This is a genomic window from Nocardia sp. TBRC8007 (genome assembly GCF_056629435.1).
Genome location: NZ_JBWSOR010000007.1, coordinates 59276 through 82286 on the forward strand (window position 1 = coordinate 59276; position 23011 = coordinate 82286).

Sequence of the window (23011 nt, forward strand, 5' to 3'; positions counted from 1 at the left end):
CTGGTCAATCGTCCAGCAAAGGTTCTTTCCATCGGGCGATTGACTGCGCGCGCCACGGGCGCTTAACTCCTTGGGTGTCCTCCCGATTGAGCGTCGAAGAACGACGGGCCCATCTTATCGAGGCCGCGATCGGCCTCGCCGAAAAAAGGGGCGTGGCGGGTGTAACCACTCGCGATGTCGCCCAAGCCGCCGGTGTCTCGCTCGGTGTGGTGCATTACTGTTTCGAAAGCAAAGACGCACTGATGACCGAATTGGTCAAAGCATTATCGACGGAATTACGTGACTCCATCGATGCGAACGAAACGGTATGGCAAGGCATCGGAAGCGGAAAAGAAGCTCTTCAGAAATTGATCCGCACCGGCTTGGAACTCCTGTGGCTCAACATAGAAGAAACTCCTGAGCGGCAGCTGCTCACTTACGAAACCACCACATACGCGCTGCGCGAAGGAGCGCACACCCCCGCGAAACTCGCGATCGCACGCGAGCAGTACGAGTTCAACGACTCCGCTGTCGCCGGCATCCTGAAACACGCGCGTGACGCGACCGGCACCCGATGGTCGGTCCCGGTACAGATACTGAGCAGATTCACTCTCGGTGTCATCGACGGTGCCGTACTGCGGTGGCTGGTGGATGGTGATAGCGACAGCGCGCGCAGGCAACTGAATCTGTTGAGCGAGGTTCTCACCGAGTACGCGGAGTACTGAGCTGCCGCTCAGCTGCGCAGGTGTGGTGCGCGGAGGTGGACCGTCGAACCCTCCTGCCACCAGGGCACCTCGACCGTGGCCTCGATCGCACCGCTCAACCGCACCAGCAGATCATCGTGCACAACCAGCTCGGTCTCCGACGCGAGCCGGGGGAGCATCAGGCGCAAAACGATACCGAGCGGCTCCGCCGCCCATATGGCACGACGGCCCGGACCGACCACCTCAGCGGTGACAGCCTCGGAGATAAGCGGCACATCGAGCAAAGTCGCGAGAGCCGAAGCGGTTTCGATATCCCCTGCCACCAGCCGGTCCGGCGGTACCGCCAAGCCGAAGCACGGCTGATCGAGAACGAACGCATCCTCTGCGGCGACCACCAGCCCGGAGAGCACACGCACTCGATCGGGCGGCTCTAGCTCGGCGAGCTCGAGCAGGCCTGCGGCGACCGCGGCGCCCAGTCTGGCATGTGCGCTCGACACTATCTCCGGCACAGGTATTTTCGCTGGATCGGCCAACGCGTCCAGCAACGCGGCAGCCAACTCATGAGTAATTGATCCCGGCTGGGCGAGGACGCCGAGGAAGTCGTCCGGGTCGATGTCGGCGACGGCGAACGTCGATAGCAGCCCGGCGAATGTGGTACTCCTTGGGTGACGGAACAAACCGAGCGGGGTGCCGTCGATCCGCGCGTATCTGCGCAACCACCATGCGGTGTACCCGTCAGCATCGGTGAGCAGACGACGAATGCGAGGCATTGCGGCCAGTTGCCGCAACGCTTCCGGCCAAGCGGCATCGTCCACCAGGTCCAGATCTCGGACCGCGACCAGCTCCGGCGGATCATCCGGCAGTGCCGCCCACCAGTCTTCCTCATCATGCAGATCATGGTCCGGACCGGTCGGTTCGGCATCGACGAGCACACTGAAATCCCAGCCGACCCCCACAGCACGCAGCGTATCCGCTCCGTAACGGTCGACCACGTCCTGACCGACCGTCCCGAACGGGGCGTCGGGCACAAGCAGATCACGCAGCGGAGCACCGGGCAACAGCAGTTGATCAGCGGGCAGCACCCCGCCTTCGGCGGCGGGCAGTTCCAGCAACCCGAGCCAAGAAGGTAACACGGCCGGATCAGCATACGCGGCGAGCCGCAGCACAGCCTCAACGGTATCCGGATCGCCGGGGTGGTCTATCAAGGCGGCATGCAACCCAAGGTCACCGAGGAGATCCTCGGCAGCAGCCGCCCGTGCACCGAGCCGAGCCAGCAGCGGGTGCACGGCCTCCGGGTGCACCAACCGAGCCCAATGCACCGGGATCGCGATATCCAGCTGATCGTCCAGCACCACCGTACGCGGCCCGGTGACCAGCCTGCCGTCAGCCAACGGCACCGCCAGCGCCCCGAGCTCCTCTACCGTGAGCGGATCCGACACAAACGGCTCCAACGCCGCATAGAACGACCGCCACCAGATCGGTGGCCGCTGCAAGCCTGCCGACAGTTCCGCAAGGCGCGCCAATCCCAGTCGGTGCACGTCCAGCACGCTCATTGCCTCGGCCTGCGTCCGGCCGGAGAGGTCCGGAATCACCAACGGGCCTGCCACGTCGTCGAACAGGCCGGCCGACTCCGTGGTCAGACCGGTGAAGACGGACGCACGAGTGGGGACCGCGGTGTCGGATGGCCGGGCCTGTGGTGCGCTGATCGACACGCCATCGAGGCAGAAATCCACCGCAGCGCCTGTGGCACTGTCCAGCCGCACGCTCCGCTCAGTAGCTACAACAGGAAGCCAGGGCTGAGTTTGTAGTTCGCGCAGTAATGCCTCACGCAGTAAGGCATCGACCGCACTGCACGCGAAACCAGGGGAAGGAACCAGGACAAGGCGCTCACATGGCGGGAGCGCGCGAGCGAAATCCGCGTAGCCCTCGGCCAGGTCGTTCAGCCGGGCACCGGGCAACAACCTGCGGCGATCCGGTTGCATGGGGATATCGGCGATGAGCAGTGCGGGCAGGGACAGCGCCTCATCGGATCTAGTCGGCGCGCGCAGCACATCCGTGGCGACGGCCACCGGCACGCCATCCCGTACCGGCAGCAGCCAGCGAGCACGCGTCGCGCGGTACTGCCACCAGGTTCCTCGTTCGCCACCGGGACCGTCGACATGCACTGCGTGCAGACCACCACTCAGGTCCTCGACGCTGCTGACGAATTCGTCGGTGCCGATCCTGATACGCCGCAAAGCCGGAAGTTCCAGAAGCAGGTCGACGGCTTCGGCGCGCATCGTAGCCAGCAACGCATCGGCGTCTATCTCGGTACCTAACCGCAACACGATCTCAGTGTCGAGATCAGCGGCGGGTCGCGTCGTACTCGGCCAAGCTAATCGCAGCACTGGAGGGGCGAATTCGCCTACGTCGACGGGCGGAACCCTGACAGCACCTGAGTCGAGTGCCTGCTCGGTTAGCTCGCGGGAGAAACGCAGCGATCCTGTGGTCGAACGCACCTCGATGTCGTCGCTCACCGTGAGCACTGCGGTGAACCCGACTCCAAAACGGCCCACTGTGCCGGTACCTGGCTTCTCCGACGCGCGCAATGCGGTGAGCGCGTGCACGCCGGAGCGGTCCAACGGTGCGCCGGTATTGCCGATCCGTAGGACATTCCCCTCGAGTTGGACGGAAAGACAACCATCGACACCCGCTTCGGCTGCGGCGTCGGCAGCGTTCTGCGCCAACTCAGTCAGCAGACGATCGCGGTAGCCCGCCCGCACCAGATCGTTCTCGGTCGCGGCATCCTCGCGCAGCCGCGTCGGTGAATCACGCCATGCGGCCAGCACCGCCGCGCGCAGCGCCGAGGTACCGAAAGGATCGGCAGCCTCGGTCAGCTCCGCGGCGATGGGGTCGACTCGCTCTCTATGGGGACCTCAGCCACCGCGGCCACCATGGGGAGAACGGATCGGCCGACCGCGCCGAGCGTTTGCTCGATGGATTCGTCTACCACAGTGGATTCGTCTACCACATCAGTGCCGACCGGTACCGCACTCGGCTCTTCCGCATCGCCATCCAGGGAGATCAATTCGACAGCAGCGTCGTCATAAGCTTCGTGCAGCGGGGACCCACTACCACTTGGAATCACCGTGTCGGAATGCGCGCCGCAGCCGTAGGTGACGTGGACAACATGCCCATCGGCACCCATGGCGTTGCCACAGACACCGAATGCGGCACGCAGCGACCCGGCCAGCGGCAGATAGAAACCGCAGCGTCCGCAGGTGGACGGCGCGGCCTTGGCCATATCGGAATCGGGACCCCATTCGGTGTACCAGCGTTGGGCGGCCTCTTCGCGCCCCTGCCCGCTCATCACTTGGGTGCAGCCGAGGCCCACCTCGTAGACGACCTCGTCGACCACCGGATCACCGGACGCGACATAGCCGGGCACCAGGCGCGGATCATCGGCGGCCGGGGCCAACAGGTCTCCTGGCGCGAGGTCGCCCGGACGAATCCGCTGCTCCCAGGGCACGAAATCGGGTGCGATCAGGGCATCGGGGCCGGGCAGCAACGCCGACTCGCTGACCGTCGCCTGCTCCGCGTCGGGCGCGGCAGCCACCACGACCGCCCACTGCCACCCACGGTAGCCGGGCAGCGTGGCCTCGAACCGGTGGGTCGCCGCATACTCATCCTCGGCGATCACACCGAGGTGCGCTCCTACAACATCCGACTCCAATTCCAGGAGCGCACGACGGGCCAGATCGACGGAATCAGCCAGAATCGGCCGCACGCTGGACTCCGATACAGAAACTGCGCTCACAACCTACATTTTGCCGTATGGAACGCAATCGGCGCTCGTGGGCCGTCGGTGTCTTGGTCAGTCTGCTCCTGATGAGCGGATGCACTGGTGCCGAGGACACGATACCCAGAATGAACATCGAAATAATCAGCACAAGGCCACATGATCCGATGGCATTCACCCAGGGGCTCGAGGTCAGCGGCGACATCCTCTACGAAGGCACCGGACTGTCCGGCGCATCCAGCGTGCGCGCGTCGCGGCTCGCAACCGGAGCCGAGCTGGCGCGGGTGGACTTGCCCGCCCCGTACTTCGGTGAGGGCATCACTCTCACCGACACCACCCTGTGGCAGCTCACCTGGCAGGACGGCATCGCGATCGCCAGAGATCCGGATACCCTGGCCGAACGCGGCAGGGTGCGCTATGACGGGGAGGGGTGGGGGCTGTGCGCCAGGGCCGGGCAACTGGTGATGAGTGACGGCACCGACCAGCTCACCTTCCGTGATCCGGTCACTTTCGTTCCAATCGGCTCGGTACGACTGACCAGCAGCAACAACGCGCGCTTGAACGAGCTCGAGTGCGCGGCGGATGGCTCTGTCTATGCCAATGTCTGGCCCACGGACACCATTCTGCGCATCGACCCGGACTCCGGCCGGGTGCTGGCGGCTATCGATGCCGCCGGCCTGCTTCCCGCGACTGTGCGCGCCACCGTCGACACGCTCAATGGCATCGCCCAACTGCCCGGAACCGATCGTTTCCTGCTCACTGGTAAGAATTGGCCGACCATCTTCGAAGTCCGCTTCACCTCCTCGTGAGCCAACTGGAGCGACTAGGAAGCTACCTTCCGCCGACATCATGGAGCGCGGGTGAACGCCCCTCGCGGAAGTACGCCAGAATTAGATGCGTGCCTACTTCCCGCGAACCCTCCGGTCCCGACCGTGATCGGCGGGAAGGCGAGAAGTTCCCGTCGCTCGAACGGCATCCAGGTTTCGACCGGTATCCACCGCCCAACACGCTACGCAGCCGTAATCCGCTGCCCCCGCTGCGCTCGGAAGCGCAGAGCCGCACCGAGCGCTCCGACCAGCCCGGATCGCAAGCGCAGGGCAGGGGCCCAGGAATTCCGCCTGTCTCCGATCGCACACCCCGGCATGACTTTCCCAACCGTTCGGGGTCACCGCGGCATTTCGACCCGCAGGAACAGCCCGAAACCAAGGTCCAGGAGCCGGTCGACCCGACCGAAACCCAGACTCCGCTCAGCTCACAACGTGTCCCCCGCAAGCTCACTGTGACTCGCGTCGCCGCTATGCGGGGCAAGGAACTCACCGAAAAGGGCATCGCGACTTTCCAGCGCGCGGCGAAGGCAGATGGCGCGGACAAGTCGGGCCTCACCGCACTCACCTACGCGACCATGGCGAACTTCGCCCTCGACGCAGCTATCGCGGTGGCACTGGCGAACACACTGTTCTTCGCCAGTGCCACCGCGGAAAGCAAAACGAAGGTCGCCCTGTATCTGCTGATCACGATCGCTCCGTTCGCGGTGATCGCCCCGCTGATCGGACCGCTGCTCGATCGCCTGCAGCGTGGCCGCCGTCTAGCGCTGGCGACCTCGTTCGCCTCGCGTGCGATCATCGCGGTCGCACTGATCATAGAGTTCAACACCTGGGCGCTCTATCCGCTCGCGCTGTGCATGATGATCGGCAGTAAATCCTTCTCCGTCCTCAAGAGCGCGGTGACACCCCGGGTGCTGCCGCCCGATATCGACTTGGTACGCACCAACTCCCGGCTCACAGTTTTCGGCCTCGTCGGTGGCACTATCGGTGCCGGAGCGCTGGCTGGTCTGATCGCCATGGTCGCGGGCTCGGGTGGCGCGCTAGTTCTCGCCACTACGATCGCCTGCGCGGGAACGTATCTGAGCCTACGTATCCCGTCCTGGGTCGAAGTCACCGAGGGTGAGGTGCCCGCGACATTGAGCTATCACGGCGCCGACGCGCATACCGAGGTGCTGTCATCCAGTGAGGAATCCACCGTGCCGCCGCGCAAGCGCAGGCAACCACTCGGTCGCACCGTGGTGACCGGCTTATGGGGCAACGGCGCCATCCGCGTGCTGACCGGGTTTCTCACCTTCTACATCGCGTTCGTCGCGAAAGCCACCGAGCAACGGCCGACGCAGCAAGCAGCCATGCTCGGTGCGGTCGGTGTAGCCGCGGCGGTCGGTAACTTCGCAGGTAATGCGACGGGCGCCCGACTCGCCCTCGGCAGGCCCTCGCTGATCGTGCTCAGCTGTACCGCGACGTGCACGCTGGCCGCGCTGTTGGCGACGTTCGCGGACAACCTACTCGGCGCGGCGGTCGCCGCCTTGCTCGCAGCCGCTATGAGCGCGCTGGCCAAGGTGTCGCTGGACGCCGCGATCCAAGACGACCTGCCACCGGAATCCATCGCCTCCGGCTTCGGGCGGTCGGAGACTGTGCTGCAGTTGAGTTGGGTGGTCGGCGGAGCGGCAGGCGTCCTGCTACCGACCGACTATTGGAAAGGCTTCGCGGTGATCACCGCGATACTCGTGCTCGGCTCGATACAGACTTTCCTCACTTTCCGTGGGCACTCGCTGATACCAGGCCTCGGCGGCAACCGCCCGCAGCACGCGGAACAAGAGGTTCCGGTGGCCCGGATAGACGAAGACCCCGCGTACCCACTCCGTACATACGCCCCGACGCCGCGATACACCGGCGACACCAAACATATCCAGCGAGAACCCACACATATCCAACGAGAACAAGGAGACCCGACCTGGTGAGCACGCCCAACCCACGCACGATCGTCGCGCTGGTCGCGACCGCTGCACTCACGCTCACCGCCGCCTTCGCGGGCGTGCTGGCGGTGCTGATCCGCAATGCCGACCAACCCGATGTCACTCTCACTGCCTACGCGCATGGCCAAACGGTCACTGTCCGGCCATTCAGCTATTGCACAGTGACCATGCAGGACTGCAGCATTTTACCCGAACACGCCACAGAAGGCACAGTATTCGCGATGCTCAGCTGCCCCCCCGACGCCTTGGACTGTCACCGCGGTAGAACCGTCCAGCTCGAAGTCCCCGCCGGTCTCCCGCTGCAATTGTCGCTGCCGAAGCGAATCGCGGACGCGCCCTGGCTCGCTCAGCTGATCTACGCTCAACCCAACGGCGCCCGTGCCGAGCGGGTGATCAGCCACGACGACTACTCCGGCCGTACCCTCGCTGTCACTATCGACTCGGCGCCAGAACCCGGATTTCGTCTTCTCGGTGTCGAACTCCAGCTACCGATCCTCGCCCGCGACGAAAGAGGAAACGAGTTCTACGTCCCACACGCCGCTTGGTCGATCAGCACCGCGTAAGCGACTCATGCCCGCCACTGGGCACCGCGGAAACCAGCTATCTGTCGAGCTCGCGGGCCACCGCGCGGACGACCTCTGAAATGCGCTGCGCGGTCTTTCGATCCGGGTACCTACCCTTGCGCAAGTCAGGCTGCACCTTTGCTTCGAGCAGCGTGATCATGTCTTCGACCATGCCATGCAACTCGTCCGGGGTGTGCCTACGCGCGGGCGGCTCTTTACGCGCGGCGCGTTCCTGGCCCTGCCGGACCGAGGGCGGGGCTTCTAAGAGCTTGAGGCTCAACGCCTGAGGGCCGCGACGACCGGCTGCCATACCGAACTCGACGCGCTGTCCAGGCTTGAGGGCCGCGACACCTTGCGGCAGCGCGGACGAGCGAACATAGACGTCCTCCCCCTCGTCCTGGGAAAGGAAGCCGAAGCCCTTTTCGACGTCGTACCACTTCACCCTGCCGGTCGGCACTGCGCTCACCCGTTCGTCATCGAAAACCCGAACCTCTCCGGCCCGAGTTACGTCATCTGCCCGACCGGTTCCGCGGCGGCGCCACGACCGGTCTTCTGTTCCTGTAGCGAAAAGAACGCGCCCAGCAGGATTGCAGGACGCGGTTACCATCAAGTCTACCCCGCTGCGGATAGTGTAAGCACGCCAGTTTTACCGTCGAGTCGTGACAAACCCTTCCACTCCGTCCATGCCCGGCGGCGAGCCGCGCCGCCGCGGCGATTGGTTGCTGCAGCTTGCGCTGTGTTTATTCACACTGGGATTGCTGGCGATCGCCGCTATTTTCGCAACCCCGATCTACACCGATACTGCGCCAGGGCTATGGCTGTATTTCGGGGCTCTGCTCACGCCACTCGGCTTCGTTCTGGCCCTCGTGTTCGCGCTCAGTTCAGGCCGGAGATCTCGCTGACAGCTCCCGAATAACTCCCGCAGAAAACGGAGAACATATCTCCGATGCGGCACAAATCGGGCATCTGACACGGATCATTATCCGTGATGTTATGTGATCCTCGTCACATAACATGTGGATCACGAGACGGTAATGCCGTATTCCTAACTCGATCTCAATGCTTCTAGCTGCGATAAAAGCATTCCCCACGCGATATCGAGCCGAAACCTGTCCACACATGCCGGTTACCAAATAGTGATTTTTTCTGAAGATCGTCGTACGGTCGTACCCAGCCGGGAGACCCGGCGATCACCGGCCCGCCGCACCGAGCCTTGCCCCGCGGGAACCGGACACCCGACAGAAAGTAGGGGCGAGGGCGGAACGGACGACCTCTCAGTCCGAACCAGAACCGAAGACGTCGCAGGTGCGTCGAGAGGAAGACGAACCCGATATGAGTGGACGCCATCGCAAGCCAAGCTCGACCGGACAGACGGTAGCCAAGGTCGCCGTTACCGGCGCGATCATCGGTACCGCCGGTGTGGCATTCGCCGGCAACGCCAGCGCGGCACCCGACTCCGACTGGGATCGACTCGCTCAGTGCGAGGCCGGCGGCAACTGGGCCATCAACACCGGCAACGGCTACCACGGTGGGCTGCAGTTCTCCCAGAGTACCTGGAATGCCCACGGAGGTCAGGAGTACGCCACCACCGCCAACCAGGCCAGCCGCGAAGAACAGATAGTCGTCGCCGAGAAGGTCCTTGCCTCACAAGGTTGGGGAGCTTGGCCTTCTTGCTCCGCCCGGCTCGGCCTGAGTAGCTCGCCCACCCTCCGCACCGCGCCTAATACCCCCGAGACCACCCACCGGGAGTCCGCGCCGCAGGCTGAGGCCCCGCAGACCCTCGACGGTACTCAGCAGGTGTTCTCGGCCGTAGACCGCGCCATCCAGGTCGTGCAGGGTCAGGGCGTGCAGGTACCCAAGGAAGCTCTCGACTTCATCGATGCCGCAAAGACCAGCGGAATCCAGCTCGACCCCGCGATCATCGACTTCTACCAAGCCAACAAAGGACTGCTGCCTTCCTGATCGCTACGAAACCTGACCACGGTACGCGAAAGGGCCTCGCATCGCCATGATGTGCATGCGGGGCCCTTCCGCGTAATCGCGCATGGTTCGACCACACTCAGCGGTTGATCACCGTGTTCGGGTGCATATAGGGCAACTGCTCAGCCGGGACCGGGAATTCCATGTCTTCGCCGTAGGGCGAGAGACCTCCAGAGCGGGCCGAAGAGAGTTCGGTAACCACGTGATCACCGTCGGCAACCTCGGGCCAGCCATTGTCGACATAGGGTTCTTTCGATTTGTTCACCACGGCCCCATTTTGACATGACCACTTGAACCCGCGCGGCACGTCCGGTGCGGCACAGGCCCGCCCTGCTGCCGACCTAGGCGGGTAGCTATCCAGCATCGTAGGCTGAACCGGATGACCGCGACCGATTCCCTTACCGGATGGCTCGGTTCTCGCAGTGATGCCCAGCTCATTACGCTGCTGCGGCTTCGGCCGGACCTAGCTGTTCCCTTGCCCTCCTCAATGGCCGTGCTCGCCGTTCGTGCCGAACAACGCTCGTCGGTACTGCGGGCCACTGAAACCCTGAACACGCTCGAATTCGCCCTTATAGAAACTCTTGCGGTGCGACACATGCCGCACACCGATCGGGAAAACAGCCCGCTCGACCGAGCCGAACTGTATAGGCAACTGGACGAACGGGTGCCACGCGCCGCGATCGATGACGCACTGGAGCGTCTGACCGCTCGCGCCCTGGTCTGGCTCGATGAAGAACAATGCGTGCATCTGATCTCGGCGGCCGCCGAGGCGCTACCGTGGCCGATCGGCAGCGCGACCGAGATTCCCGACGCACTCACCGAACCCGAAGTAGTCGCCACGCTCACCGAGCTCGCACCTGCCGAACGCACTCTGCTGGACAAGCTGGCAACGACCGGTCCACGCGGACGCACCAGAGACGCCGCACCAGGTACCCCAGCTGATCGTCCGATCCAGCGACTGCTGGCGCGGCGGCTGTTGCATTACATCGACGACGAGACCGTCGAATTACCCGTCACTGTCGGCCAAGTGCTGCGCCTGGAACCGGTTATCCATCCGTATGCGCTGGTACCGCCACAACCGTGGCCGAGCAAACACCCGCCCATCGAAGTGAACTCGGTCGCAGCAGGCGAAGTTGGCGAGCTGCTACGGCACTGCGCAGCGGTACTGGAGACGCTGGGCCAAACCCCCGCCCCCGCTTTGCGCGCGGGCGGCCTAGGGGTTCGTGAACTACGCCGTATCGCCAAGCAAGCTGGGGTCAGCGAACCGAGAGCGGGTCTACTCATCGAATTGCTCGCGGCCACGAAACTTCTGGAGAAAGGCCTACCAGATCCGCCACCCGACTTCGATTCGACCGATGACTTCTGGGCGCCGACTCCAGCGGTTGACGCATGGCTGGATTCGCCTCCGGCCAGGCGCTGGGCCACGCTAGCGGTCGCCTGGCTGGAATTGGATCGGATGCCTTGGATGGTCGGTATGCGTGACGCCAATGACAAACCGCTGGCAGCGCTGGCGCTGGAGCTGCGCGTCCCACATGCGCCAAACGACCGGAAGGCGATCCTCGATCTGCTCGCGGAGTATCCGCCCGGCACCTCGCTCGACCCCGCCGATATCGGCCGGGTACTGGCGTGGCGACAGCCGCGCAAACGTCGCAATTTCCGTCCGGAAGTGATCGAGCAGACTCTGGCCGAGGCAGCGGCGCTCGGTTTCATCGGTCGCGGCGGGCTCAGCTCGGCGGCACGAGCGCTACTGCACGCGGCGGCGACCAGCGTAGCCGATGCAGAAACGGAAATGACGTCGGCGCTGCCAGAGCCGGTGGACCACGTACTGGTTCAAGCAGATCTGACCGTTATCGCCCCAGGTCCGCTGACGACAGATCTTCAGCGTCGCATCATAGTGGTCGCCGACGTCGAATCCGCTGGCGCAGCCACGGTGTATCGCATCAGCGAATCCTCCGTGCGCCGTGCCCTCGACGCTGGGGCGACCGCAGCCGAGCTACACAACCTGTTCGCCAAGTATTCTCGGACACCCATTCCGCAGGCGCTGACCTATCTGATCGATGACGTGGCCCGGCGTCACGGTCAGCTACGGGTGGGTATGGCGCAGTCGTTCATCCGTAGCGACGACCCGACACTGCTCGCCCAGGTGCTGGCCGCGCCGGTGGCTAGCGCTTTGGCGCTAAGATCTATCGCCCCGAGTGTCGCTATTGCCCAAGTATCACTGGGCGAACTGCTGGAGCAGTTGCGCGCTGCCGGCTTCGCAGCCGCAGGCGAGGATTCGGCAGGAATGATCATCGATCTCCGCCCGCCTGGTGCGAGGATCTCGGTACGGTCCACCGCACGAGCATCGTATCGCCCAGCACCCCCCAGCGCTGAGCAACTGGAGTCGCTCGTTGCGGAGCTACGCGCAGGCGAGCGAGCCGCGAATGCCCGTTCAAGCCAAGCGGTGCGGCCGGATGGCACCAGGACCAATACCGCCGCGGCCCTCGCTCTGCTCCATCTGGCAGCGCGAGTACACCGGCCAGTGGCTATCGGCTATGTCGATGCCAAGGGGGTCGCCACGCAACGGGTGGTGGAGCCACTGAAGGTGGGCAATGGACAACTGGACGCACTGGACCCGGTGACCGGCGCGGTCCGGCACTTCACTCTGCACCGGATCGCGTCGGTTGCCCTGTTGGAGTGATCAGCTTTTCAGCTCGGTCGTGCAGAAGGTGATCTTCGGATCCGACTCGACAAGCCGGAAGCTGGTGGACTCCCTACCGCACAGCAATTCATTGGCTCGGCCGTCGATACGCTTCAACACGCGGAAACCCGCCTCCGGCGAACCACAGTCGATGTGCTTGTATCCGGTCACGCCATTCCCGTTGTAACAGCTGCCTTCCTTGAAATTCGGAACCAGGCACAAGAACGCAGTGGTGCCACCGCGGAGAGTTTCCTTGTAGGAGATATACCCGGCGGCACACTTGGTCTTCCTATCGTAAACTTGTGCGACCTTGTACACAGCCTTGGCCGATGAGCAGTCCACCGACTCAGTGGTGGAATCAGCCGTCGAACCCTCGATACAATCGCCGACCTCGGCCTTGGCCATGTTCGACGTGCTCGCATCCTCGGTCGTCGAACAACCGACCACCGCGGTCGCCGCGACGAGCGCGAGCACGCCCCGCACCGGCAGTCCCGCTCTTGGAAATCTCACCTGAAACCTCTCTCACCGAACATGTCCACCAGCTCACGAACTCGGTGAGGATACCCGCACTACCACAACAGCCGCATCAGTTCGATAGTGTCCGAATGCGATACGACGACTACATATGCAGGGCGTAGAGACCCAGGATCGAAAACCCGATGATGCTGGGAACCAGTCGCCCGAGCAGCTGAAACGCAGAATAATTCACTGCAACGCCTTTCGTATCCACCAACCGGACTCCTGTCCGGTACGCGAGTTGTTTCGCTGCACGGAACCACATCGTTACGCGTGACCGCCCGCAAGGTATCCGGCGCCGGTGGACTGTTCTGCCACGCACCAGAGGCAAGCTCAGTCGTGCAGGGCACCCGGAAACAGATACTCTTCCGGCGGCGGTGCGGTGCGGTGCAACCATGCCTCGAAGAAACCGGTCAGATCAACGGGCGATCTGGACTGCACGAACGCGCGGAACTCCGGCATCGAGGCATTGCCGTACGCGTGCGCCGCGAGGAAGTCCCTGGCCGCCACGAAGAACACCTCGTCGCCGATCTGTCTGCGCAGCGCGTGCAAGAACAATGGTCCACGCCAGTAAACCGACGTGAATTCTTTTCCAGCACCAGGGTTCTCCAGAGGAACTTCCCAGAACTCCTGGTCGTCGCGATACTTCCGGATGGTCTCTCGGTAGACCTCATCGACGTCTTCGCCCTGCACTCGCTCCGGCCATAGGTAGTCGGCGGTATAGCTGGCGAAGCACTCATTGAGGCAGATATCCGACCAGTGCCGCACCGATACCCAATCACCCCACCACTGATGGGCGATCTCGTGCACGATAGTCCGCAGATCAGTTCGCGACGAGTAGATCGGACGAGTCTGCGTCTCCAGCGCGAACCCGAGGTCGGCGTCCAGGTAGATGCCCCCGGCCGTGTTGAACGGGTACCGACCATAGAGCACTTCGGCGAAATCGAGGATCTCCGGCAATCGCTGCTCAATCTCTCGATAGTGTCCCGCATTCGGCGCGAACGCGCTCACCAGCGGGGTGCCATCGGCTCGGCGCTGCTCGAGGTAATCGAATTTGTCGATCGCGATGGTCGTCAGATAGCCGATCACCGGCTCGACGCTTACCCAACTGACTGTCCGCTTGTCACCGTGCACGACATTCTCGGTACGCACCCCGTTGGACACCACCTCCCATTCCGCGGGAACGGTGGCGCGCAACACGAACGTAGCCTTATCCAGGGGAGTGTCGTTGAGCGGATACCAACTGGTCGCCGAATGCGGCTCACCCGCGGCGAACGCACCGCCGCTCGGCGCAAAGGTCCACCCCTTGCCCTGGGTATCGACAGCAGAGCCCGCGTAATCGACAGCAACGGTGAACGGTAAGCCGGGCAGCAACGGAATCACCGGCATCACGGTCAATTCATGCTCGCCGTTACGGTCGAACCCGGCAGGCTGGCCGTTCACCGCCACCGCGCGCACCTCCGGCCCCGCGAAGTCGAGATTGAACATGCGCAGAGCCTGTGTGGCAACAGCATTGATCGTCGTGGTTCCGGCCAACCAACGGCTCGGCGGGTCATAATCGATGCCGACTTCGTAATGCTGGACGTCATAACCACCATTGCCGTCCAGCGGGTAGTACGGATCCCCCAGGCCGGGCGACCCGACCAGCGGATCCGCGAACGGCACGGCGTACACGGGGGCAGCCGATGTCGCGATGAACGCGCAAACGACGGAAACACATATCCGATCGAATACTCGCATACCACCAACCACCCTTTGCGCCAACAACTCTTCGATATCGATCTTGTTGAATGGTAGTTGCTTCTCCGGCACCAGTGCCGATCCACGCCATCGGCACGCCGGGACCGATAATCAGCACTCGACGCGCCTGTCGAGTGCCGAGGGCCCACGGATCGGTGTGGCTGGACAGAATCCTGGTGCCGACCCGATCCAGGTGCTCATTCCTGGATCGGGCGGCGATTCAGCAGCCGATTTCCCTTGGTAGCTGGTGCGGATCGAGTAACAGTCGCTTCGCAGTGGTCCGTGGCACTTTTTCGGCGAGGATGAGATTATCGGTGAGCAACCGCCATTCGGCCTCACTGATCGCAGTACGGGCACGCTCGATAACCGAACCATCGGTAGTACCCCAAGCAATCGGCATCGCACTCACCGACTGCCAACGCTCGCCTACCTGCCCTGGCGCTCGGTCGGTGCGCACCGCAATCGAGGGCACCCGCTCGCCCACTCCTGTCCTGTGTCCGGGTAATGCACGGACTTTCCTGGTCACCAAGGCATAGCGCGGGGTCTCCGCCTCCGGAGCGGATACATCGACCAACGCGAGCAGCACCAACCCGGAGGCAGTAGCCGCCGAGACCACAGCGGGAACCAGTTCGCCGTCCGCATAGATTTTGTCGATGCTGGAATGCCACGGCGTCCACAACGCCACCCAGAGCGCGGTCGCCGCACCCAACGCGACAGCGACAGCGAGCAGGTACGCCCAGGGGTGATCCAACCAGATCAGAAACGCCGTCCCCATCGCGGCGATGATCGCGGTGGCGGCGGCCATGCGGCGGAGCCTACGAAGACCAGCGAAGACTTCATTGACCGTGTGAGCATGCCTGCGGTCAACTGCGAATTCGAAGCGACGCACGCCCTCATTCCTAGCACAGTTTCTGGAGGGAAATCCTCCACTTATCCGATCGGTGGTCCCAATAAGTCATCGGCATCGGTGATGCGATAGGCGTACCCCTGTTCAGCGAGGAAACGCTGGCGATGGGCGGCGTATTCGGCATCGAGAGTGTCGCGTGCCACTACAGAATAGAAATGGGCCTGACCGCCGTCCTGCTTCGGGCGCAGCAACCGGCCGAGCCGCTGGGCCTCCTCTTGGCGTGATCCGAAAGTACCCGATACCTGCACGGCCACTGACGCCTCCGGTAGATCGATGGAGAAGTTCGCGACCTTGCTCACCACCAGTACCGGGATCTCACCGCGACGGAAAGCGTCGAAGAGTTCTTCACGCTCTTTGGTCTTCGTCGAGCCCTGGATCACCGGGGCATCGAGCGTGACACCGAGCTCGTCCAACTGTTCCAGATATGCGCCGATGACCAAGCTCGGCGCGTCTGCGTGGTGCGCCAGAATCGACTCGACTACCGCGATCTTGGTATGGGCGGTGGCACACAGCTTGTAACGCTCCTCCGGCTCGGCGGTCGCGTAAGTCATCCGCTCGGCGTCGGTCAGGGTGACTCTGACCTCGACGCAGTCTGCCGGGGCGATCCACCCCTGCGCCTCGATGTCCTTCCACGGTGCGTCATAACGCTTCGGGCCGATCAGCGAGAACACGTCTCCCTCCCGGCCGTCCTCGCGGACCAAGGTCGCGGTCAGGCCGAGGCGGCGGCGAGATTGCAGATCAGCGGTCATCCGGAAGACCGGAGCGGGCAACAGGTGCACTTCGTCGTAGATAACCAGGCCCCAGTCGCGGCTGTCGAACAGTTCCAGATGTTTGTACTCGCCTTTACTGCGGCGAGTGATCACCTGGTAGGTGGCAATAGTGACCGGGCGGATCTCCTTACGCTCGCCGGAATATTCGCCGATCTCATCCTCGGTGAGCGTTGTGCGCGCGAGTAATTCGCGCCGCCACTGTCTACCCGCCACCGTATTGGTAACCAGGATCAGTGTCGTCGCCTTCGCCTTGGCCATAGCCGCGGCACCGACCATCGTCTTGCCCGCGCCGCAAGGCAGCACCACCACGCCGGAGCCGCCCGCCCAGAACGAATCGACGGCCATCTGCTGGTAGTCCCGCAGGTGCCAACCCTCGTTTGCGTAGTCCAGCTCGATCGGGTGCGCCTCACCATCGACGTAGCCGGCAAGATCCTCAGCAGGCCAGCCGATCTTCAGCAGCATCTGCTTGATCCTGCCGCGTTCGGACGGGTGGACCACCACGGTGTCGACATCGATACGCGCACCGAGCATGGGGGCGATCTTCTTGTGCCGGAGTACCTCTTCCAACACCGCGCGATCCAAGCTGACTAGTGTCAGCCCATGCGCGGGATGCTTGACCAACTGCAATCGCCCGTAGCGAGCCATGGTGTCGACCACGTCGACGAGTAACGGCTGCGGCACCGCGTATCGCGAGAAGCGGACCAGCGCGTCCACCACCTGCTCAGCATCGTGCCCCGCCGCCCGCGCGTTCCATAGCGCCAGCGGGGTCACTCGATAGGTATGTACATGCTCCGGTGCCCGCTCCAGCTCGGCGAACGGCGCGATCGCCTGACGCGCCGCTTCGGCTGACTCGTGGTCGATCTCCAGTAGCAGCGTTTTGTCACTCTGGACGATCAGCGGCCCGGATACCTGGTCACCATCGTGCGACATCAGTCCACGATAACGAGGCCAGACGACAGTCGCCGTATGGGTTCGACCACGCAGAAGCGATCCGCGCGCTACATCAGACCACCCGATCGACCTGCGAGCACGGTCACAGCAGCTCAGTCAGGGGCAAGCGCTCGGTCAGCGAGCGCGCCGAGGAATGGGCCGAGCGCTTGGGCATAACCAACTGTGAGGTGATTGTCATCGCGGTACACCAGATTGCTGCCGACGATGAGAGGGCAGCGTGCGGCGGTGCAGAACAGTGCGGTCAGGTCGGCGTAGCGTCCACCGCCCGCGGTGACCGCCGCCTGCTCGGCCGCGATCCCCGCATCGTTCACCGCGACCGGCCGCGTGGGAGTGCATGCCAAGGCATCGTCGATATGCGCGGACAAGCAGGTGGGCACAGTGGCATGTGGATCAGGGATCGCCCCGAGTACGAGAACAGCCGAGCCGAACGCTCTCAGCTGAGCTACCAGGCGGTTCAGACTGTCGACCCAGGCCTGATCGTAGGCAACGAAGCCGAAATCGCCGCCATAGCGCCGGGACATGCTCACCACGATCAACCGTGGCCGTTCGTCCTGCAGCCGGGTCATGATCTGGCCGCGCCATTGCTTGCATTCAGTGTACTCCCGGCCCAGATAAGGGCTGATGATGGGCAGATCGAGCAACGGGCACGTGACCTTGGCCATGGTTTCCAACCGCCAGTGCCGCAATACCGAGATCGGCTCGAACGCCGGATGCCACATCGCGGCATGCGAATCACCGACAAGCGCCACAGTAGTGGCCGAGTCCGGAACGCCTGAGGCACACTCGGCTTGGCCGACCTCGAGCCAGGACCGCACACATCCATTGCCGAACACCACCGCCTTGTCGCCGGGTGCTTCGGCCAGCGATGGGGTGAGATTCGAAGGTATGTAACGGATTTCTTCCGATGCGGCAATCGCGGAGTGCATGTGGGCCGCAAGCTGCTCGACTGCCGCATCGCGTGGATCGACAGCGGGAGCGGCTGGTTGTGTAGGTGCGGTGAGCGAGAGGACCTGCGCCGCCATACCGCGACCGACCGGAGCGGGCACGGTCGCCAACAAGACCAAAGCCATGCCTGCGGCGAGCACAGTACTCGCACCACCCAAGGCGAGGCTGAGCATGGCCGAATTACGCAGCGGCGCGGCGAAACGGATCGGGTTCTCGACCAGCCGCTGGGTAAGTACGGCGAGCCCGCCTGCCACGGCGACCGCCACCAGCGAACCGACCAGCCCGAGGGGGCGGCCTAGTGCCTCCGGCGCCAACACCAACACGGGCCAGTGCCAGAGATACCAGGCGTAGGACACCGCACCGATCGCCCCCAGCTCGGGCGCGGCCAGGACCCGTCCGACCCCGGATCGTGTCTCCACGCATCCGGAGATGAGCACTAGAACGGTGCCTGCCACCGGCACCAGCGCCGCAGTGCCTGGATACGGCGTCCCCTCGCTCAGATAGGCACAGGCCGCGACGATCAAACCCAGTCCAGCCCATCCAGCTCCTACCGCCACCGGTTTCGGTAGCCGGGACCACGCGGACGCCGAGAGCGCCACCAGACCACCGGCAGCCAGCTCCCAGGCCCGGGTGGGCAACGAGAAGAACGCCCACGGTGGCAATGTTCCGGTCCAGCTCAGCGCGACCGCGTAGGAGGCCACTACGACAACCGCGAGAACCAGCAGATAGGGCCATGACGATGCCACACCGCCACGGCGATGCCGCACAAGCCAGGCCACTGCGATAATGAACGCAGGCCACAGCAGATAAAACTGCTCCTCCACCCCGAGCGACCAGAAGTGCTGAAACGGTGATGGCGATGCCGTGTCAGCGAGGTAATCGGTGTCGTGCAGCGCGAACCGATAATTCCCGACGTACAGCGCGCCTGCGATCCCGTCACCGAGCACTCGGCGGACCGATAATGGCGGCAACAGCACGACTGCGGCGACCGCGGTAGCGATCGTCACAAGGCCCGCCGCAGGAAGCAGCCTGCGGGCGCGTGCACCGTAGAATCTGGCCAGGCCGATAGTTCCAGTGGCCGCTACTTCACGGCAGAGTATTCCGGTAATGAGAAAGCCGGAAATGACGAAAAATACGTCCACACCGACGAATCCACCTGCTATCCCGGGAACACCCGCATGGAACAACACGACAACCGAAACAGCGACCGCCCGCAATCCCTGGATGTCTTGTCGAAACCCCTGCCATGGTGATGCATTGCGCAGCCGGTCCGTCCGTTGATTTCGCAACCCGCTTCCGACCGTGGCCGTCATGCGCAGCATTGTTCTCGTTCCAATCGGCTGTGTCGTGCCGACTCGCCGCCGACTGGGTATCCTGACCTGGATATTTATGACGATATGGTTACTCCGATAATCGGTTGGATCGCGAAACTTCCGGCTGTCAGCAATAGCACTGCACACGATATCCATCAACGGCGATATTCGCCCCGACCGTCGGCCACAAGCCCTGTTTCCGGTGCCTGTGCACAACGTGCATATTCCGTTCTCGGCTCATAGCATCGTCGGCAGCGGATACCGATCTGTCCTTAGATGCCCAGCATTCGATTTCCTGTTCCGGGACAATAACGGTTACACCGAGCTGGACAGTTGCCACCGGTATTCCGCTGCTCCATTGATCCCGTCCCGCCCTCACTCGGCCAGCACAAGACGATGAGACCCACAGTGAGCCGGCTCAGCGATGAATCAGCCGAGACGCAGCCTGCGGACTCCTTCGTCCAGTGTCTCGTCACGCTTGCAGAAGGTGAAACGCACCAGATGGTTCCAGGCAGCTGGATCGTCGGCGAACACACTGACCGGTACCGCCGCGACCCCGAGGCGCTTCGGCAATTCCCGGCAGAACGCCAGACCGTCGACGGCGCCGAGCGGGGTGATGTCGGCGCACACAAAATAACCGCCTGCACTGGCCAGTACCCCGAACCCGGCATCGGCCAGTGCAGCGGAGAGTCGAATGCGCTTTTCGGACAACGCTTGTCGTAGTCGCGCGACCCAGCCAAGCTCATGATTGATCGCGTGCGCGACCGCGGGCTGGAATGGCCCGCCCGCCACGAAAGTGAGGAATTGTTTGGCCGCGAGTACGCCGTCGATCAGTTCGACAGGTCCGCAGGCCCACCCGATCTTCCATCCAGTGACACTGAATGTCTTTGCTGCGCTGGATACTACGATCGTCCGCTCAGCCATCCCCGGCAGAGTGGCCAGGCTGATGTGCTCGGTGTCGTCGTAAGCCAGGTGCTCGTAGACCTCGTCGGTGAGCACCAGGAGATCGAGATCACAGGCGATGTCCGCGATCGCTTGCAGATCCGCGTGCCCGAGCACCGTACCGGTCGGATTGTGCGGTGAGTTGACGATGAGCAACCGGGTCGCGGGAGTAACCGCGGAGCGCAAGCTGTCCCGGTCGAGGACGAAACTGTCGCCGTCGGCTACCAATCGAGCCGTGCGCCGCCTGGCCCCGGCCAGTGCCACCGCGGCAGCATAGGAGTCGTAATAAGGTTCGATCAGTACAACCTCTTGGCCCGGCTCCACCAATCCGAGCACTGCGGCGGTGATCGCCTCTGTCGCACCCACCGTCACCAACACCTGCGTATCCGGGTCGTAGTGTGTCCCATAGCGCCGAGCCCGATCTTCGGCGACGGCCTGACGCAGGACCGGCATACCGCGTCCGGGAGGGTATTGGTTGCGTCCCTCGGCTATGGCGCTACGCGCCATCTCGAGCACGCTCGCAGGACCATCGGTATCCGGGAATCCCTGACCGAGATTGATCGCGTTGTGTCGGACGGCGAGCTCCGTCATCTCAGCGAAGATCGTGGAGGCGAACGGACGCAAGCGGGAAACGGTTTGAAGTCGCGAGGACATATTCGAAGCCTAACCAGACCGCCGGTATCCGTCGGTGCCGACGAGTCGCCGAACGTGCCAAGGAGTTCGCTATCTGTACCGATGAATCCAACCCCGCAGGCCGACTCCGCAATGAGAATATTGCCACCTAATAGCAAACATCTATGTTTCACATTTTTGCCATACGGCTGTCCGCTTCCCCCGATAGAAGCTAGTCTCGCCGTGTTCTACCGCACATACCGCTCTCCGCGGATATCCCGAAAGGGGCGTTGAATGTCCTCCTACCTCGACCTCATTGCGAATCCGGCCACATCGGAATTCGCCGGATACTCACTGGACTTCCTCCGGCATGTCGCACACGACCTGATCGCGAGCAAGGGATTCGGCTCCTCGACGCCGGACTGGTTCCTCGGCTCCTCGACCGGCGACTCAGGATCCGGCTTCTCGACGCCGGACTGGTTCCTCGGTTCTTCCAACTGAGACCAGTTCACGTCGAGCCCGTCGCTGCCTCGCCTGTAACAGTCGGCGGGGCAGCGACCGGCAAGGTCCATGAGGTCGAGCCACGGACCGGTGCGGGCAGTGCTGTGCGACCTCCGCGTTGTGCGACCTCCGCGGTCGTCAGCGTGTGCGGCGGCGCTGTACCGCATCGGCCAGCGTGCGCAACTGCCCCGAGGTGGTCTCCCAGTCGAGACACGCGTCGGTGATGGACTGACCGTAGGCGAGGTCTCCCGCACGGCCGAGGGTGAGGTCTTGACGACCCGCGACCAAGAAGCTCTCCAGCATCACACCGACCACATGGATCTCACCCGCCGCCAACCGGTGCGCGATGTCGGTGACCACATCGACCTGCTTACTGTGATCCTTATTGCTGTTGCCGTGACTGGCATCCACGACTATCCGCTGCGGAAGTTCGGCTTTCTTCAGCCGTAAGCACGCTTCGGCCACCGAAGCCGCATCGTAGTTCGTTCCAGTACTGCCGCCACGCAAGATCACATGGCAGTCCGGATTGCCGGTCGTCCGGATCAACGCGGAGCGACCGTCCAGATCAGTGCCGGGGAACACATGGCTGGCTGCCGCGGCCCGCACGCCATCCACCGCTACCTGGACATCCCCGTCGGTGCCGTTCTTGATGCCGACCGGCATCGACAGCGCGCTGCTGAGTTGGCGGTGCACCTGGCTCGCCGCAGTACGTGCCCCGATCGCACCGTAGGACACCAGATCCGCGATGTATTGCGGAGTAATCGGATCCAGGAACTCGCAGGCCACCGGAAGCCCGAGAGCGGTGATATCGACCAGCAGTTTACGGCCGAAACCCAAGCCGGTATTGACATCGAACGAACCATCCAGGTGCGGGTCATTGATCAACCCCTTCCAGCCCAAGCTGGTTCGCGGCTTCTCGAAGTAGACCCGCATCACCACATGCAACCGGTCCTCTAGTTCGGCAGCCGTGGCCGCGAGACGACGCGCGTAGTCCAGCGCAGCGACCGGGTCATGCACCGAGCACGGCCCAACAACCACCATGAGGCGATCGTCGGTGCCGTTCAGCACATCGATAGTGGCCTTGCGTCCGGCGCGGACGGTGTCGGCGAGCCCATCGGTGATCGGGTGCACGCGGCGCACTTCCGCTGGTGAGCGCAGCGGGCTGATGGCAAGGGTGCGCTGATCATCCAGATCGGAATGCCGTGCGTCGATGTCGGCTGCGGTTGTCATATCGTGGGTTTCCTTTTCTCGGGCCGACCCACGGAGACGTTCCCGTCGAGCCGGTCATCCGGCTCGGGGTGGAATGTCGTCAGCGCGCGTGGTTGCCGCA

Annotated in this window: 19 protein-coding genes; 8 read left to right on the forward strand and 11 right to left on the reverse strand. The window is 63.6% G+C overall.

Annotated features, from left to right (window positions below; translation table 11 throughout):
- Positions 1–74: 74 nt before the first annotated feature.
- Entirely contained in the window at positions 75–704 is a 630-nt protein-coding gene (locus ACX4ZE_RS09375) for a TetR/AcrR family transcriptional regulator (protein ID WP_480272944.1), read from the forward strand.
- Between the two features lie 8 nt (positions 705–712).
- On the opposite strand, the gene ACX4ZE_RS09380 is transcribed toward ACX4ZE_RS09375, so the two are convergent.
- Together ACX4ZE_RS09380 and ACX4ZE_RS09385 are read right to left on the reverse strand one after the other, a co-directional pair.
- Positions 713–3511 carry a sacsin N-terminal ATP-binding-like domain-containing protein gene (locus ACX4ZE_RS09380; RefSeq protein WP_480272945.1) on the reverse strand — a complete coding sequence of 933 codons (2799 nt, stop codon included), beginning with the start codon at positions 3509–3511 and terminating at the stop codon, positions 713–715.
- Positions 3512–3555: 44 nt separating this feature from the next.
- Positions 3556–4479, reverse strand: a complete 924-nt coding sequence (locus ACX4ZE_RS09385; protein WP_480272946.1) for a DUF3027 domain-containing protein — start codon at positions 4477–4479, stop codon at positions 3556–3558.
- 17 nt (positions 4480–4496) lie between these two features.
- On the opposite strand from ACX4ZE_RS09385, the gene ACX4ZE_RS09390 reads away from it, so the two are divergent.
- The 3 genes from ACX4ZE_RS09390 (at position 4497) to ACX4ZE_RS09400 (ending at position 7824) form a co-directional block, all read left to right on the forward strand.
- Positions 4497–5270: a glutaminyl-peptide cyclotransferase gene (locus tag ACX4ZE_RS09390; RefSeq protein WP_480272947.1), complete on the forward strand. Its 774-nt coding sequence runs from the start codon at positions 4497–4499 to the stop codon at positions 5268–5270.
- Between the two features lie 89 nt (positions 5271–5359).
- Complete coding sequence (locus tag ACX4ZE_RS09395) at positions 5360–7246, forward strand: MFS transporter (protein WP_480272948.1); 1887 nt, start codon at positions 5360–5362, stop codon at positions 7244–7246.
- Positions 7243–7824: a DUF2771 domain-containing protein gene (locus tag ACX4ZE_RS09400; protein ID WP_480272949.1), complete on the forward strand. Its 582-nt coding sequence runs from the start codon at positions 7243–7245 to the stop codon at positions 7822–7824. Before ACX4ZE_RS09395 ends, ACX4ZE_RS09400 begins: the two co-directional genes overlap by 4 nt.
- 37 nt (positions 7825–7861) lie before the next feature.
- On the opposite strand, the gene ACX4ZE_RS09405 is transcribed toward ACX4ZE_RS09400, so the two are convergent.
- Positions 7862–8281 (reverse strand): cold-shock protein, encoded by a 420-nt coding sequence (locus ACX4ZE_RS09405; RefSeq protein ID WP_480273028.1) that lies wholly within the window; start codon positions 8279–8281, stop codon positions 7862–7864.
- 202 nt (positions 8282–8483) lie between these two features.
- Here ACX4ZE_RS09405 and ACX4ZE_RS09410 point away from each other — a divergent pair, with 202 nt between their 5' ends.
- Together ACX4ZE_RS09410 and ACX4ZE_RS09415 are read left to right on the forward strand one after the other, a co-directional pair.
- Entirely contained in the window at positions 8484–8726 is a 243-nt protein-coding gene (locus tag ACX4ZE_RS09410) for a hypothetical protein (RefSeq protein ID WP_480272950.1), read from the forward strand.
- 430 nt (positions 8727–9156) lie between these two features.
- Positions 9157–9786 (forward strand): transglycosylase family protein, encoded by a 630-nt coding sequence (locus tag ACX4ZE_RS09415; protein WP_480272951.1) that lies wholly within the window; start codon positions 9157–9159, stop codon positions 9784–9786.
- 97 nt (positions 9787–9883) lie between these two features.
- Here ACX4ZE_RS09415 and ACX4ZE_RS09420 read toward each other — a convergent pair whose 3' ends face one another.
- Positions 9884–10072, reverse strand: coding sequence for a hypothetical protein (locus tag ACX4ZE_RS09420; protein ID WP_480272952.1), 189 nt, complete (start codon positions 10070–10072; stop codon positions 9884–9886).
- Between the two features lie 111 nt (positions 10073–10183).
- On the opposite strand from ACX4ZE_RS09420, the gene ACX4ZE_RS09425 reads away from it, so the two are divergent.
- The gene (locus ACX4ZE_RS09425) at positions 10184–12484 is read left to right on the forward strand and encodes a helicase-associated domain-containing protein (RefSeq protein WP_480272953.1); all 2301 of its coding nucleotides are present in this window, start codon (positions 10184–10186) and stop codon (positions 12482–12484) included.
- Here the strand turns inward: ACX4ZE_RS09425 and ACX4ZE_RS09430 are convergent, their stop codons facing one another.
- From ACX4ZE_RS09430 to ACX4ZE_RS09455, 6 genes are all read right to left on the reverse strand, one after another.
- On the reverse strand, positions 12485–12994 hold the full coding sequence (locus ACX4ZE_RS09430) for an LppU/SCO3897 family protein (protein ID WP_480272954.1): 510 nt from the start codon (positions 12992–12994) through the stop codon (positions 12485–12487).
- A 339-nt stretch (positions 12995–13333) separates the two neighbouring features.
- Positions 13334–14812 carry a M1 family metallopeptidase gene (locus tag ACX4ZE_RS09435; protein WP_480272955.1) on the reverse strand — a complete coding sequence of 493 codons (1479 nt, stop codon included), beginning with the start codon at positions 14810–14812 and terminating at the stop codon, positions 13334–13336.
- 148 nt (positions 14813–14960) lie between these two features.
- Positions 14961–15545: a DUF3239 domain-containing protein gene (locus ACX4ZE_RS09440; protein ID WP_480272956.1), complete on the reverse strand. Its 585-nt coding sequence runs from the start codon at positions 15543–15545 to the stop codon at positions 14961–14963.
- A gap of 125 nt (positions 15546–15670) precedes the next feature.
- A complete protein-coding gene (locus tag ACX4ZE_RS09445) occupies positions 15671–17347 on the reverse strand; it encodes a DNA repair helicase XPB (protein WP_480272957.1) in 1677 nt (558 codons plus the stop codon).
- A gap of 113 nt (positions 17348–17460) precedes the next feature.
- Positions 17461–19626, reverse strand: a complete 2166-nt coding sequence (locus ACX4ZE_RS09450; protein WP_480272958.1) for an acyltransferase family protein — start codon at positions 19624–19626, stop codon at positions 17461–17463.
- Positions 19627–20055: 429 nt separating this feature from the next.
- Positions 20056–21222, reverse strand: coding sequence for a pyridoxal phosphate-dependent aminotransferase (locus ACX4ZE_RS09455; RefSeq protein ID WP_480272959.1), 1167 nt, complete (start codon positions 21220–21222; stop codon positions 20056–20058).
- 252 nt (positions 21223–21474) lie between these two features.
- Between ACX4ZE_RS09455 and ACX4ZE_RS09460 the strand changes: the two genes are divergently transcribed.
- A complete protein-coding gene (locus ACX4ZE_RS09460; RefSeq protein WP_480272960.1) occupies positions 21475–21681 on the forward strand; it encodes a hypothetical protein in 207 nt (68 codons plus the stop codon).
- Positions 21682–21819: 138 nt separating this feature from the next.
- Here the strand turns inward: ACX4ZE_RS09460 and ACX4ZE_RS09465 are convergent, their stop codons facing one another.
- Positions 21820–22911, reverse strand: coding sequence for a 3-deoxy-7-phosphoheptulonate synthase (locus ACX4ZE_RS09465; RefSeq protein WP_480272961.1), 1092 nt, complete (start codon positions 22909–22911; stop codon positions 21820–21822).
- Positions 22912–23011 lie beyond the last annotated feature (100 nt).